Origin of the sequence: Vibrio scophthalmi LMG 19158, from assembly GCF_000222585.1 — a bacterium.
Classification (GTDB): Bacteria; Pseudomonadota; Gammaproteobacteria; order Enterobacterales; family Vibrionaceae; genus Vibrio; species Vibrio scophthalmi.
In genome coordinates this window covers 41,494-56,882 of the sequence record NZ_AFWE01000175.1, presented here as the reverse complement: position 1 = coordinate 56,882, position 15,389 = coordinate 41,494, and the positions used below count along the sequence as shown (strand labels likewise).

Annotated in this window: 11 protein-coding genes and 1 riboswitch; of the genes, 6 read left to right on the top strand and 5 right to left on the bottom strand. The window is 47.1% G+C overall.

Going from position 1 to position 15,389, the window contains the following annotated elements; genetic code table 11:
• Positions 1-138: 138 nt before the first annotated feature.
• On the bottom strand, positions 139-855 hold the full coding sequence (gene rph, locus RH88_RS13650; protein WP_005596964.1) for a ribonuclease PH: 717 nt from the start codon (positions 853-855) through the stop codon (positions 139-141).
• 196 nt (positions 856-1,051) lie between these two features.
• On the opposite strand from rph, the gene RH88_RS13645 reads away from it, so the two are divergent.
• Positions 1,052-1,918 carry a YicC/YloC family endoribonuclease gene (locus RH88_RS13645; RefSeq protein ID WP_005596962.1) on the top strand — a complete coding sequence of 289 codons (867 nt, stop codon included), beginning with the start codon at positions 1,052-1,054 and terminating at the stop codon, positions 1,916-1,918.
• Positions 1,919-2,004: 86 nt separating this feature from the next.
• Here the strand turns inward: RH88_RS13645 and pdxY are convergent, their stop codons facing one another.
• The 3 genes from pdxY to RH88_RS13630 all read right to left on the bottom strand — a co-directional run bounded on the left by pdxY (position 2,005) and on the right by RH88_RS13630 (position 5,070).
• Positions 2,005-2,868: a pyridoxal kinase PdxY gene (gene pdxY / locus RH88_RS13640; RefSeq protein WP_005596960.1), complete on the bottom strand. Its 864-nt coding sequence runs from the start codon at positions 2,866-2,868 to the stop codon at positions 2,005-2,007.
• Positions 2,869-3,147: 279 nt separating this feature from the next.
• On the bottom strand, positions 3,148-3,573 hold the full coding sequence (locus RH88_RS13635; protein WP_005596958.1) for a phosphate-starvation-inducible protein PsiE: 426 nt from the start codon (positions 3,571-3,573) through the stop codon (positions 3,148-3,150).
• 126 nt (positions 3,574-3,699) lie between these two features.
• Complete coding sequence (locus RH88_RS13630; protein ID WP_005596956.1) at positions 3,700-5,070, bottom strand: NCS2 family permease; 1,371 nt, start codon at positions 5,068-5,070, stop codon at positions 3,700-3,702.
• A 65-nt stretch (positions 5,071-5,135) separates the two neighbouring features.
• Positions 5,136-5,235, bottom strand: a riboswitch (purine riboswitch).
• A gap of 372 nt (positions 5,236-5,607) precedes the next feature.
• On the opposite strand from RH88_RS13630, the gene gmk reads away from it, so the two are divergent.
• The 5 genes from gmk to recG all read left to right on the top strand — a co-directional run bounded on the left by gmk (position 5,608) and on the right by recG (position 11,906).
• Complete coding sequence (gmk, locus tag RH88_RS13625) at positions 5,608-6,231, top strand: guanylate kinase (RefSeq protein ID WP_005596953.1); 624 nt, start codon at positions 5,608-5,610, stop codon at positions 6,229-6,231.
• A gap of 112 nt (positions 6,232-6,343) precedes the next feature.
• Positions 6,344-6,616: a DNA-directed RNA polymerase subunit omega gene (rpoZ, locus tag RH88_RS13620; RefSeq protein ID WP_005596951.1), complete on the top strand. Its 273-nt coding sequence runs from the start codon at positions 6,344-6,346 to the stop codon at positions 6,614-6,616.
• 37 nt (positions 6,617-6,653) lie between these two features.
• On the top strand, positions 6,654-8,774 hold the full coding sequence (gene spoT, locus RH88_RS13615) for a bifunctional GTP diphosphokinase/guanosine-3',5'-bis pyrophosphate 3'-pyrophosphohydrolase (protein WP_005596949.1): 2,121 nt from the start codon (positions 6,654-6,656) through the stop codon (positions 8,772-8,774).
• Positions 8,775-8,840: 66 nt separating this feature from the next.
• Positions 8,841-9,524, top strand: a complete 684-nt coding sequence (gene trmH / locus RH88_RS13610) for a tRNA (guanosine(18)-2'-O)-methyltransferase TrmH (protein ID WP_005596947.1) — start codon at positions 8,841-8,843, stop codon at positions 9,522-9,524.
• Positions 9,525-9,827: 303 nt separating this feature from the next.
• Positions 9,828-11,906 (top strand): ATP-dependent DNA helicase RecG, encoded by a 2,079-nt coding sequence (gene recG / locus RH88_RS13605; protein WP_005596945.1) that lies wholly within the window; start codon positions 9,828-9,830, stop codon positions 11,904-11,906.
• 417 nt (positions 11,907-12,323) lie between these two features.
• Here recG and RH88_RS13600 read toward each other — a convergent pair whose 3' ends face one another.
• Complete coding sequence (locus RH88_RS13600; RefSeq protein WP_005596943.1) at positions 12,324-14,969, bottom strand: beta-N-acetylhexosaminidase; 2,646 nt, start codon at positions 14,967-14,969, stop codon at positions 12,324-12,326.
• Positions 14,970-15,389 lie beyond the last annotated feature (420 nt).

The following is a 15,389-nucleotide window of genomic DNA, read 5'->3' as shown; positions in this document are numbered from 1 at the left end:
AGGCTAGGCAGCAAGATTCCTCATCCCTATGAGCATACTCCAGTATGTGATTAGGGTGAGGAAGCGACGCTAACAACGCATTGATGCCATCTATGACGAAAATAAAAAAATAGCCTCCGAAAGGAAGCTATAAAATGATTATTCTGCCAACGCCGCCTTCTGCGCCGCGACAATATCTGCCACACCTTTGGTTGCCGACTCTAATAGCGCCAGCAATTGTAGATGAGTGAACGGTTCGCCTTCTGCCGTGCCTTGCACTTCGATCATGCGACCATCTTCGGTCATCACTACGTTCATATCAGTGTCTGCCGCTGAATCTTCAACGTACTCAAGATCACACAACACGTCATCACCCAGCAGACCCACTGAAACCGCCGCAACATGGCCTTTCATTGGGTTTTTCTTCAACTTGCCTTTTTCAATCAGGTGTTGGAATGCATCTGCTAGCGCAACACTTGCACCAGAGATAGACGCAGTACGTGTACCGCCATCTGCTTGGATAACATCACAGTCAACTGTGATCATAAACTCGCCCATCGCTTTTAGGTCAACCACAGCACGCAAGCTGCGCGCGATCAGGCGTTGAATTTCCATGGTACGGCCGCCCTGTTTACCGCTTGCCGCTTCACGACGGTTACGCGTATGCGTTGCACGTGGCAGCATGCCATATTCAGCCGTTACCCAGCCTTTACCCTTGCCTTTCATCCAATGCGGTACGTTTTCTTCAATAGAAGCGTTACAAAGAACCTTGGTGTTACCGAACTCTACGAGTACAGAGCCTTCTGCATACGCAGTATAGTTACGAGTAATTTTGATTGGGCGAATTTGATCCGCCTTGCGGTCATTTGGACGCATGGGCATGTACCTTAATAAGCAGGGGAAACGTTTGGTTGGGGCAAGATTATAGCGGAAAAGAGTGGGACTGGCGAGTAAAGCTACATGCTCAAATCCCTCTCATCCTCATAAAGCAATAATAGACCGCAAGATTGCTACGCCAACTGTGCTACTATCTCAGGGTTAATTTTCAGCATATATAAGACAGGAAAATTCGATGATCTACAGCATGACAGCTTATGCCCGTAAAGAAGTGAAAGGCGACTGGGGCACCGCAGTATGGGAAATTCGCAGCGTAAACCAACGCTACCTTGAAACCTACTTCCGCCTACCAGAACAGTTCCGTGGCCTTGAGCCAATTCTACGCGACCGTTTTCGCAAACGTCTAGCGCGCGGTAAAGTAGAGTGTCACCTACGTTTTGAAGCAAACCCTGCAGCGCAAGGCGATCTGACCATCAACGAAACGCTAGCCAAACAAGTAATCAATGCAGCAAAGCAAGTGATGGCATTAACCGGTGATGACAGCCGTATTAACCCATTCCAAGTCATGCAGTGGTCTGGTGTAATGGAAACCCCAGAGCAAGACATGGACAGCGTAAACAAAGACCTTCTTGCTGGCTTTGATGATGCCATCAACGAGTTTATCGAAGCGCGTGGCCGTGAAGGCGACAACATGAAAGCGCTGATCGAGCAGCGTTTAACCGCCATCACTGATGAAGTAGTGAAAGTACGTGCGCGCATGCCTGAAATTCTTGTGTGGCAACGTGAGCGCCTACTGGGTAAATTTGAAGATGCGAAAGTTGATCTTGATGGCTCACGCGTTGAACAAGAGCTGATCTTACTGGCGCAAAAATCAGATGTGGCGGAAGAGTTGGATCGCCTAGATTCTCACGTAAAAGAGACTTTGGCTGTAATGAAGAAAGGCGGCGCTTGTGGCCGTAAACTGGACTTCATGATGCAAGAGTTCAACCGTGAATCAAACACGCTAGCGTCAAAATCAATCAGCACTGATATCACCGCATCAGGTGTTGAACTAAAAGTTCTAATCGAACAGATGCGCGAACAGATCCAGAATATCGAGTAATCGTATTACGATATTCCAGAGAACAAAAAGCCCTGAACTGTTTTAAGCAACGGTGCAGGGCTTTTTAATTTTAGGCACGCTAGAATCTAACGCTCAATCTTTTGTGCTTTAAACGCCGGTTCGTCAGTGCTGGCAACCGCATCTTGCACAGGAACAATCTGCAATTCCCACTCATTACGTTCTGCAGTCTCTTTTAGCACGCTGTACACAGCTGTATTGCACAGCTCAAACGATAAGATTGGATCATTGTTGTTCAGATAGTGACCGGTAAAGATAGAAGTAATCAAATCACCCACGCCCACAGGCTGGCGCACAAAATCCAATAGTGGACGTGTAACCAAGAAGAGTCCTTCATCACACGCCATCAGCATGGTGAAATCTTGTTTAGAAGCGCAGTGTAGATGTTTAACCAAGACAATCTTTGGCCCCATGGTTAGCGCAAGCTGACACGCTTCAATCGCACTGTCCAAATCATGAATTTCAATGCCGGTAAAACGCGCTAATTCAAATTGGTTTGGCACAATGATGTCAGCTTTTTTCATGACTCGTTCACATAAGGCTTCAGTCACTTCAGGGCTGACAATACAACCTTTCTCCGGATCACCCATCACAGGATCGCACACGTAAAGCGCTTGTGGGTTGTGCTGCTTAACGCGCTCAACGGTTGCCAAAATTTCATCGGCTTGCACGCCGCTGCCCATGTAACCAGAGATCACTGCTTTTACTTTACGCGCGGCATCGATATTGATTAAACCATCGGCCAATGCCGTGATATCACCTTGCTGCATCACCTTACCCGTCCAACCTTGGGTGTATTGGGTATGGTTAGAGAATTGCACGGTGTGAATCGGCCACACGATATGCCCCAAACGTTGCAGTGGGAATACCGCTGAACTGTTGCCGGCACAGCCATAAACAACATGAGACTGGATGGAAAGAATACCTTGCATAACTACCTCAAAAGCGAGCTTTAACGCTCCTAACACTGACTATCTAGAGTACAGACGACTCACGTTGTGTTTTAAATGCGTATCAACGATATACCCGTCTTATCTGCAAATGCGTGCGGGTAACAAAATTAAATGTGAGTGATTAGTTTGAACCAAAAATTCGATGACGTCATCGCTTAGTGTCTGCGTTACCGCAACTATTCTGATTAATTCATCAATAACTCTAACTCACTCACTAAAAAGCCCCGCAATTGCGAGGCTCTAAGCGACCATGTTCGACTATTCGTCTTTTTCGGTGGTACGTCCGTCGATGTATGGCCAATAGTGGTGACCAACACGGATCAATAAGGTCGCGGCGGCAAGAATAAAGGCTGCCAGTGATAGCCATACAATCAAGGTGGCATCGAGCTCTTTCATCCCCAGAGTGATATAACGAGCAATCGCCATCATGGCGATATAGATTGGGTAGCGCACCGGGATCTTACCGTTCATCACAAACTGCTGCACCATCGCCAAGACTTCAAGATAGATAAACATCAACAAGATATCGGTTAACTGCACGCGTCTTTCGACAAAAACATGCACAAACTCTTCCACCATCGCGAATAAGGTGGCTAGCGTAATCGCGACCAAGAGTATCGCTTCCAAAATATGGAATACTTTTAAAAACGGTCGACTGAACGACTTAGGAAGATTAGAAGGCATGGTTCAAGCTCATCAATAATTAACATCTAATGGTTAATTTTATCACGGCTTTATGAAAGAGGGATGGCCTTGCAAAGCGCAAGGCCATTTATTTTGCAGTTTTAATACCAATAGCGGCTGTTCGGGTTACAACAACACTAAGTACGCAAGGAACACCAACGACAACACATAAATTGCTGGGTGTACTTCTTTCGCTCGGCCAGCCACAACCATGGCGAAACAGTAGCTAATAAAGCCCATCGCCATCCCGTTCGCTGGCGAGAAACTCAACACGGTAAACATGATGGTAAAGAAAGCTGAAATGCGTGACTCTTTCTGATCCCAGTTGATTTGGCCTAAACGACCAATCATGTAGATCCCAACCACAACCATCGCAGGGGCCACCATCGCTGCAGAGAAGATCGAGAACAGCGGGTAAAGGAATAGCGACAGCATGAACATGCCCGCCACCAATACTGCAGCTAAACCGGTCTTCGCGCCTTGCGAAGAAGCAATACCTGACTCAGAGAATGCCGTGATAGAGGTCGTGCCAAGAATAGAGCCAATTACGGTACCGCCCGCATCGGCAACCAGCGCAGAACGAGCGTTTGGCACTTTGCCATCTTCATCAATAATACCGGCATCACGGCCTACGCCAATGATGGTGCTAAGGCCATCAAAGAAATCGACAATTAGGAAGATCACCACGATAAACAGTAAATCAAACCACTTATCCATGGTAATACCCGATAAATCGAAAATCGCACCGAAAGTGCTGTCCATGCTCGGCGGCATTGACACGATTTGATCCGGAATTGGCGCGTAGTTGGTGCCTAGCATGACATCCGCGATGACCGTTAATACGATGGCTGATACAAAAGAGATAAAGGTCGCTAACTTAATATCACGCACCATACAACCGAGGGCGATAAAGATACTGATGTAGGCAATCAATACCTGCGGATTAGCGATATCACCCATGCTGACCAGAATGATTGGGTTAGAAACGATGATGCCTGCATTTTTCAAACCCAAAAACGCAATAAACAGACCCAAGGATACCGTGATCGACAGTTTCAGATCTTCAGGCAATGATTCAATCATCGCCTTACGAATATTGGTCATCGACAAAATCAGGTACAGCACACCAGAGAGGAAAATACCGAATAGTGCTTCGTGCCATACCACAGCCACTGAACCGCTGAGCAACATGCCTTTGAAAAAGCCATTCATACTCATGCCCGGTGCCAGCATCACTGGGTAGTTACCCCAAATACCCATAATCAAGGTCGCAATCGCCGCTGAGATTGCCGTCGCCGTAAACACCGCGCCTTTATCCATCCCCGGAATACCTCCCAAAATCGCTGGGTTGACCGCGAGAATGTAGCTCATCGCCAAGAAGGTAATAAAGCCAGCGTACAGCTCGGTGCTAACCGTGGTTTTTCGTTCTGAGATCTTAAAGATCGACTCTAGAATGCCAGAAGATTTCAGGGCTTTGAGGGTAGATTCGACACTCACAATGTAACCTTACAACTTAATTAAATAGAAGATGGGTACACATGCTGATATAGAGAAAGTTCGCCTAAAATAAGCCAACTTACTGTAGTCACCGAGATAGGCTCGATGGTAGAGACGTCCAGTCCAATTCACTAGACATATACAGCACGTAATCGTTTGCGCGGATTGTAAGGGTTTAGAGTAAAAGTTCAACGCTTTTTAACTTGTGATTGCGAAATAATGCAAACGATTGCTTTGATTGTTTCATTACATACACTATTTTTAATCAACCACACACATATCAATTCGCCACGCACTCCTTTTACCTAGCCACCAATGATGGCCATCAAGCGAAGATCCTTCTTCTGGCCATTTTTGCATGGCTTTAACCGGTGAAGCCATTTCTTTTCCTTGTTATGATCCTTGTGATCGTGCTACTCTTCGCCTCCATTTTTCTGACCTCATTTTCACTATTTACGTGATTCTTCTTGGTCAGTGCTATCTTTAAACAGTCGACTCTTCTTTCGGCACCATCCAACCAAATGTGGAACGTTACATATGGGCAAAGGTACTCTATATATCGTCTCGGCACCGAGCGGCGCTGGTAAATCTAGCTTGATCTCAGCGATGCTGGAAACCAATCCAACATACGCGATGAAAGTATCTGTATCTCACACGACGCGCGGTATGCGCCCAGGTGAGCAAGATGGCGTGCACTATCACTTTGTGCAAAAAGAACATTTTGAAGAGTTGATTGAAAAATCAGAATTTCTTGAGTATGCCGAAGTATTCGGTAACTACTACGGCACTTCTCGTGTATGGATCGAAGAAAACCTTGAAAAAGGCATCGACGTATTCCTTGATATTGACTGGCAAGGCGCTCGTCAAATCCGTGAGCAAATGCCACTAGCGCAAAGCATCTTCATTCTACCGCCATCAAATGGTGAGTTAGAGCGCCGCCTAAACGCACGCGGCCAAGATAGCGAAGCCGTGATTGCAAAACGCATGGCAGAAGCAAAAGCAGAAATTTCTCACTATAACGAGTACGACTACGTTATTGTGAATGATGACTTTGATACTGCATTGATGGACTTTAAAGCTATCATCCGTGCAGAAAGATTGAAGCAAGATAAGCAAGCTGCTAAATATAAAGGCATGCTTGACGCTTTACTGGCTGAGTAAGGGTCTCCCAAAAGCCATTCACAGATGAGACAGCGCTGTGGCTAGAATATAGTCGCGTAAGCCTGTATAATTTCTCGTCATTCAAAATTTTAGTTAACTATTTGGAGTCCTCATGGCACGCGTAACTGTTCAAGACGCTGTTGAAAAAGTTGGCAACCGTTTCGACCTAGTACTGATTGCGGCTCGCCGCGCTCGTCAAATGCAAACTGGCATGAAAGATTCACTAGTGCCAGAAGAGAACGATAAACCGACGGTTATCGCTCTACGCGAAATCGAAGAAGGTCTTATCACTAAAGACATCCTTGATGCACGCGAGCGTCAAGAGCAACAAGAGCAAGAAGCAGCAGAACTAGCAGCAGTAAGCAGCATCGCTCACACTCGCTAATCTGACTTTCTCTACAACTCTTTCCTAGGCCTAAAGTTTGTATCTATTCGATAGCCTCAAAGACGTTGCCCAAGAATATCTAACAGAGCCTCAAATTGAGGCTCTGCGTCAATCTTATGTGGTAGCGAAAGATGCCCATGAAGGGCAAACTCGCTCTAGCGGCGAGCCTTATATCATCCACCCTGTTGCGGTTTCTCGCATCTTGGCCGAAATGCGCCTTGATATTGAAACGCTCCAAGCGGCTCTACTTCACGATGTCATCGAAGATTGTGATGTCACCAAAGAAGATCTAGAAGAAAAATTTGGCACAACCGTTGCCGAACTTGTGGATGGTGTTTCTAAGCTGGATAAGCTTAAATTTCGTGATCGCAAAGAAGCGCAAGCAGAAAACTTTCGCAAAATGGTCCTTGCCATGGTGCAAGACATTCGCGTTATTCTGATCAAACTCGCTGACCGAACCCACAACATGCGTACGCTCGGTGCTCTCCGCCCGGATAAAAAACGTCGCATCGCTCGTGAAACCCTTGAGATCTACTCTCCTCTTGCCCACCGCCTTGGTATCCACAACATTAAAACCGAATTGGAAGAGCTTGGCTTTGAAGCGCTCTACCCAAATCGTTATCGTGTTTTAAAAGAAGTGGTCAAATCGGCGCGCGGTAATCGTAAAGAGATGATCCAGCGTATTCATAGCGAGATTGAAGGCCGCCTTGAAGAAGTAGGCCTGACTGCACGTGTTGTCGGCCGCGAAAAAAACTTGTTTTCCATCTACAACAAGATGAAAACCAAGGACCAGCGATTCCATACCATCATGGATATCTACGCTTTCCGTGTGATTGTTGATGCTGCCGATACTTGTTATCGCGTACTTGGCCAAGTCCATAGCCTCTACAAGCCACGTCCGGGACGTGTTAAAGATTACATCGCGGTACCAAAAGCCAACGGCTACCAATCTATTCATACTTCAATGGTCGGCCCTCACGGCGTACCGGTTGAAGTGCAGATCCGTACTGAAGATATGGATCAAATGGCGGATAAAGGTGTTGCGGCGCACTGGTCTTATAAAGGCAATGGCGATCGCACGGGCACCACAGCGCAAGTCAAAGCTCAGCGCTGGATGCAAAGCCTACTTGAGCTACAGCAAAGTGCTGGCAACTCATTTGAATTTATTGAAAACGTAAAATCCGATCTATTCCCAGATGAGATTTACGTCTTCACACCAAAAGGTCGTATTGTTGAATTGCCTGTCGGCGCAACCGCGGTCGATTTTGCTTATGCGGTGCATACCGATGTCGGTAATACCTGTGTGGGTGCGCGTGTTGATCGCAATCCATACCCACTAAGCAAATCGCTGAAAAACGGCCAAACGATTGAGATTATTTCCGCCCCTGGCGCACGCCCGAATGCCGCTTGGTTGAACTATGTCGTCACCTCACGTGCGCGTACTAAGATCCGTCAAGTGCTGAAAACCATGCGTCGTGAAGAGTCGATCACTCTCGGTCGTCGCTTGCTCAATCATGCTTTGGGTGAACTATCGCTCTCAGACATCAGCGATGAAAATATCAACCATGTACTGAAAGAGCTGAAGATCAATACGGTGCAAGATCTGCTGGCCGATATTGGTTTGGGTGAATTGATGAGTATCGTCGTTGCTCGCCGCCTATTGGGCGATGCAGACGAACTGACTGAAGTCGAATCCACCAGCGATACACCGAAGAAGAAAATGCCAATTCGTGGTTCAGAAGGCATTTTGCTCACCTTCGCTAACTGTTGTCACCCAATTCCAGATGACCACATCATCGCTCACGTATCGCCAGGCCGTGGCCTAGTGGTGCACCGCGAGACTTGTCCAAATGTACGTGGTTACCAACGTGAACCAGATAAGTACATGGCGGTTGAATGGTCTGACGATTATGATCAAGAGTTCAGCACCGAACTTCGTGTTGACGTACAAAACCGTCAAGGCGCTTTGGCTGAGCTAACCAACGTGATCTCAAAAACCGGTTCTAATATTCACGGCCTTTCTACAGAAGAGCGTGATGGACGTTTGTATACCGTTACGGTACTACTCACCACCAAAGACCGTGTTCATTTGGCTGGCATTATGCGCCGGATTAAATCGATGCCGTACACTCTCAAAGTTCGCCGTCGTAAGAACTGATTTAATATCTTTACTGGCCCTTGAAATTACCCCATTTCAAGGGCTTTTATTTTTAGTGCGTAGATTATGAATTTAGAACGATATAACCGTATCCAACAAGTGCTCAAAGCACGCCAAACCGACCTAACTTTCTGCTTAGAAGAAGTGCATAAGCCAAATAACGTTTCTGCGGTAATTCGTACCGCCGACGCAACAGGCATCCATAAAATCCATGCGGTATGGCCAGCTAAAATGCGCACCCTCACGCACACCTCCGCTGGCGCGCGCAATTGGGTCGAAGTGGATACGCACAGCTCCATCGATGATGCTATTGGCGAGCTAAAAGCCCAAGGCATGCAGATTTTGGTGACCAACTTGTCGGACACGGCTGTCGATTTTCGCCAGATTGATTACACCAAGCCAACCGCCATTATTCTTGGTAGCGAGAAAGTCGGCGCATCTGCTCGTGCGAAAGCGTTAGCAGATCAAGACATCATCATCCCGATGATGGGCATGGTGCAATCGCTCAACGTTTCCGTTGCCAGTGCGGTGATCATGTACGAAGCGCAGCGCCAACGTGAAGCGGCCGGTATGTACGATCGCGAAACCAGCCCGCTGTCTGAAGAAGTGATCAATCGCATTCTGTTTGAACGCGGCCACCCCGTTCTAGCCAAAGTCGCTAAGCGTAAAAAGATGCCTTACCCACCATTGGATGACGAAGGCCAAATCGTCGCCGATGACGATTGGTGGGCAGAGATGCAGAAGAAATAGAAGCTAGAATCGAGAGGCGAGAAAAAGCCTGAATCGAGAAAGAGCGAGAATTGAGAGCGCTTCGATTCGAGAAATAGATTTAGAAGCGATAGCATTTCGTTACGAGAATTGGGAATTTCTAGCCCCTTCTCGCCTCTCGATTCTTTACCTTTCTCCCGCTTCTCAACTCTTAGCCCTTCTCTCAATTCTCAACTCTTAGCTTTTCTCTCGCTTCTCAGCTCTGCTTTTGCGCACTCACTTTCCCCTGTACAAAAACACAGCCAAATGGTTAACTAGCTTTATCTTCGTTAACGAGCCTGTGTTATGTCGCAACTTCTTTCTGCTGTTCCTCTTACTTCCCTGACGGGTGTTGGCGCCAAGGTGGCCGAGAAGCTCGAAAAAGTTGGCCTCAACAGCGTGCAAGATCTGCTGTTTCACCTACCACTGCGTTACGAAGATCGCACTCGCGTTTACCCAATGATCAAACTGCATGCCGGCCTATGGGCAGCGGTGCAAGGTAAAGTGATGAGCGCTGATACCCTGTTTGGTAAACGCAAAATGCTGACGGTGAAAATCAGTGATGGCAATGGCACGGTTGCACTGAAGTTTTTTAACTTTACCGCCGGCATGAAAAACAATTTTACGGAAGGCAAAATTGTCCACGCCTATGGCGAAATCAAACGCGGTAACTACGGTTTGGAAATTATCCATCCCGACTACAAGTTCTACGCGCCCAACCAGCCAGCAGAAACCGAACAAAGCTTAACGCCCGTCTATCCAACCACTGATGGTCTACGCCAACTGACCTTGCGGAACTTAACCGATCAAGCGCTCGCTTTATTAGACAAAGCCGCGGTGCAAGAACTACTGCCCAATGGGCTCTACCCACAGCAAATCACTCTTGCTCACGCATTGCATACCATTCATCGTCCAACACCAGATATCGACTTGGTGCAGTTTGATGAAGGCAAACATCCCGCGCAGATTCGTTTGATCATGGAAGAGCTGCTGGCTCAAAATCTCTCGATGCTCGCCGTGCGTAGCAAAGGCCAACAAGATGTGGCGCTCGCGCTGCCTGCGGTCAATCAACTTAAACAGCAATTGTTAGCGCAACTGCCCTTCTCGCCCACCAATGCGCAAGCGCGAGTGGTGGCTGAAATTGAACAAGATCTGGCAAAGCCACATCCTATGATGCGCCTAGTGCAAGGCGATGTTGGCTCAGGTAAAACCTTAGTCGCAGCATTAGCGGCGGTGCGTGCGATAGAACACGGCTACCAAGTGGCGTTGATGGCTCCGACTGAACTACTGGCCGAACAACACGCGATCAACTTTGCTCAATGGTTCGACTCAATGGGCATCAAGGTCGGTTGGCTGGCTGGTAAACTCAAAGGCAAAGCCAAAGAGGCGCAACTGGCTACGATCGCCAGTGGAGAGGCACAAATGGTGGTTGGTACTCATGCTCTGTTCCAAGAGCATGTCGCTTTCCATAATCTGGCTTTAGTTATTATTGATGAACAGCACCGTTTTGGTGTCCACCAGCGTTTGGAGCTGCGCGCCAAAGGCGAAAAGCAAGGCAGTTTCCCGCATCAGTTGATCATGACCGCGACACCAATTCCGCGTACTTTAGCGATGACTGCCTATGCTGATCTAGAAACCTCGGTGATTGATGAACTACCACCGGGCAGAACCCCAATTCAAACTGTCGTGATCCCTGATACCAAACGTGATGACATCATCGAACGCGTACGTAATGCCTGCTTAAACGAAGGTAAACAAGCTTATTGGGTATGTACCTTGATTGATGAGTCAGAAGTACTCGAAGCACAAGCGGCAGCGGATACCGCCGAAGAGCTGCAACGTATCCTACCTGATGTCAAAATTGGTTTGGTGCATGGCCGCATGAAGCCAGCAGAGAAACAGGCTGTAATGAAGGCGTTCAAAGATAACGAGTTGCACCTTCTGGTTGCCACCACCGTGATTGAAGTCGGTGTGGACGTGCCAAACGCCAGTTTGATGATCATTGAAAACCCAGAGCGCTTAGGTCTGGCACAATTACACCAGTTACGCGGCCGTGTAGGCCGAGGAACCGTCGCAAGCCATTGTGTATTGCTGTATCACTCCCCACTATCAAAAACCGCTCAGAAGCGCTTAGGCGTGCTGCGAGAAAGTAACGATGGCTTTGTGATTGCACAGCGTGATTTGGAAATTCGAGGTCCGGGCGAGCTGCTTGGCACCAAACAGACTGGTATGGCCGACTTTAAGATCGCTGATTTAGTGCGTGATCAACGCTTAATCCTCGAAGTTCAGCGCATTGCACGTCATATTCACGACCAATACCCACACAATGCCAGCGCGATCATCGAACGTTGGCTAGGTGAGCGCGACATTTACGCCAAAGCTTAGAGTATAGCTAAAACGCTAAAGCAAACATTTTGTCATTCCCTACCGCGTGATAGGGAATCTCAGGCTTAATTCAGCCCCCGATACAGCTAAACAGATTCCCTATCACGTTCGTTCCTCACTGTAGGGAATGACATTGATAACCAAGATACGCCTACGTGTATGCAAGATGCAGAGAGTAGAGGCACTTTTTAATTTCCAATCGCCATTTAGCCGAACTTGACCACCTGTACAGCCTAAACAGATTCCCTATCACATTCGTTCCTCACTGTAGGGAATGACATTAATGGAACCTCAAACCGAACCGCGCACCATCATTCTGCACAACTGGCTCAGTCCGCATTGTTTCACACATAAAAAAAGGCCCTGCATTAAGCAGGGCCTTGGCTTACCAACAACATAAATTTGCTTGTTCAGTGATTACTTCACTGATGTCACGCGGCTTGCTTTCTCACCGGTGGCTGAAACAGAACGAATGAAGACTTCACCTGTTACTGCAGGACGTTGACTGTCTGCGTAAGTTAACCAGTTGTCACCATCGATTGAGTATTGCAGCTCAATACCAGGGAACGGACTGTTCATCGCCAACTTGCCGTTTTCAATTTTCGCACCCGGTACTGGTAGACGGTAATCAATGCCCGCTTTTTCCAGTTTCGCCAGTTCACGTTGGCCTAATACGTTCGCAAAGCGGTTGTAATCTTGATTACGTGCTTCTTTGTCGACTAGGTTGGTGTTTTGCGAGTATTCAACGCCCACTTGGTAGTCGTTTTCCCACTCAGCTTCATGCCAAGCACGCTCAGCGGCTGCAAGTACGCGAGGGAAGACCATGTATTCGTATTGCTCATCAGTACGCACAGTTTCAGACCAAAGTTGCGCTGATAGACCGTAGAACGGTTTCGCTTCAATGGTGCCTTTACCAGTGAAACCATTGCCATCACGGTCTAAAGAGGTTTCCGCGTTTTGTGGCATGTTTTCCGGTGCAAAGCCAAACATCTTACGAGTATCGGTTGCACGTGTGGCCCAGTAATAACCGCGCTCTTGAGGATCCGCTTCGTATGGCATATCCATGTAAACGTAGTCTGGGTTAGAAACAATTACGTCGTAGCCTTTTTCAGACCATTCATACACTGAAGACGTACCGCCCCAGTAAAGAACATCCCAGAAGTTTACGCGGGTATTTTCGGTTGCGAAGGCTTTCTCGCCACCTTCACTGTATTTCAAACCATCTTGCCAAGCTTGGAAGTTCGGAATGCCTTTCTCGGCAACAATCTTCGACACTTCTTCCGCAAAGTAACTTGGTAGATGGCCGTAATCGCTCACTGTACCGTTTTCAATTAGGGTCTTACATTGTGGCGATTTGGCGAATGGCTTGTCTTGTTGAGACAGGTCAATCGTGCCTTTCCAGTTTACTTTATCTTGTGCATTTACATCTTGGAAGCCTGCGCCTAACTTGATGTTCTTCGCTTCATCACCACCAAAGTGCCATGTGGTTAGAGGCGCACCAGCCTCGGTGTGCATCGCCGCAACTTCAGAGATCACTTTGTCGACAAAACGCGTTGAAGAATCAAGACACGGGTTGATAAAGCTGTGCTTATCGTAGAACTGAACCGTGGTGACGTTCGAGCTATCTTGCGGGTCCATCAAACGGTATTCGTTCGCTTGTTCTGTTTGGCCAGCAGCCATCAGGCGATCGTAACGCGCTTCCATTGATACAACCGCAGAACGCGCGTGCGCTGGCATATCAATTTCAGGAATCACTTCAATATTACGAGCTTTCGCGTACTTCAGGATTTCAACGTAATCGGCTTTGCTAAAGTAGCCTGAGCCAAAGTTATCCGAAGTAGGACCAGAGCCTAACTGTGGTAACAGACATTGTTGCTCATCAAGGTCAAAGCAACGCTGGCCGCCGATATCAGTTAACTCAGGAAGGCCTGGAATTTCTAAACGCCAACCTTCATCATCCGTTAAGTGAAGGTGCAGCTTGTTCATCTTGTAAGCCGCCATTTGGTCTAGCGTGGCTAGAATGGCATCTTTACTGTGGAAGTTACGCGCCACATCCACCATCACACCACGGTAATCAAAGCGTGGCGCATCAATGATGCGGATTTCTGGTAGTGTCGCCTCTTCGCCAACAAGGCCAAAGATTGATTGTACGCCGTAGAACAGACCTGCTTGGTCAAAAGCAACAATCTTAATGCCCTGCTCGCCAATCACTAACTCGTAAGCACCCGCTTTCGCTAGGTTCTCTGGGAATTCACTCGGAACAATCTGGGTCTCAACCGCAAGCTCACCTGCAAGGTTGATATCTAATAGTGCACCGCGTGCTTGTAATGCTTTAAATTGCTCAGCGCTGAACAACGCACTTGGTAGTGCAATGCCTTTCGCAACACTGACTGAACCTGTGCCCGCTTCAACATGTAGCGGTGTTGGCAGCAATGTGGTTGATACGTCTTGCTGAGCAAGATCAGCGTTCTTCTCAAAGCGCGTCACAGCATTAGCAAAAACGTTATTGTCATCTGGTGTACGTTTTAGGTTGTCACCTTCAAGGCCAGAAACAAAGCTAGAGACATCTTCTGTATTCAGCGATGCAATCATCTTTGGCTCAGCATCAGGTGCAGTGACAAACGCGCCCGGCATAAAGTCGGTCGCAAATAATTGCCAGTACTCACCAATCAAACCCAATTCAACTTTTTCACCAGCGGCGAAACCGTCGAACTTATCGGTTGGCTCAAGCTTGTGCAGATCACCCGTAACTCGAGTAACTTTGAACTGATCGCTATCCACGTCCAAAATCAAACGAATACTGTGGAAATAAATCGTCCAATCTTTTGCGTTAACCGCTTCACCTTGGTTTTCTAAGGTCATCATCACTTTATTACATGATGCCCATTCTGCGCCAAGAGCATCACAAGCTAAACCATCGTTAGCACCGTGATTGGTCAACACTTGATAATTGATATCTAAGTTATCTGCTAGTGAATCTACCACTTGTTGTGGGTTTTGCAGTGAAGAACAACCGGCCAAAGTTGCTAACACTGAAACTGCGATCAAAGTTGGTTTCAACATCTTACTCACCCTGTAAACACTTACCTAAACAAACAGCTAAAACAGCTGCACTTACCAAAAAAAGTAAATCCAATGACGTCAAAATATAGGGAGTTATTTTTCGCCGTAAAATTAATCGACGAAATTTGGTGATCCAGTTCAAATTGGCCAGTTAGACAAAAATATAAAAACTTTACTTTCAACAACTTAAAAGCAACGTCAAAATCATTAAAAATCTTTTGACGATATTTCTGCGATCCACATCACTCCCACTGATACATCAATCAATAACTTAACGCGTGAATTACGCCATTTTTACTTAATCAAAACGGCTTCTCGTTAAATTCTCTCAACAAAAACGTGAATAAGATCGCCATTTTGGCGTCGTCAACGCTCGTCAATATTATGATTTTGACGGTTTTTCTGGCTAAAAATATCAAG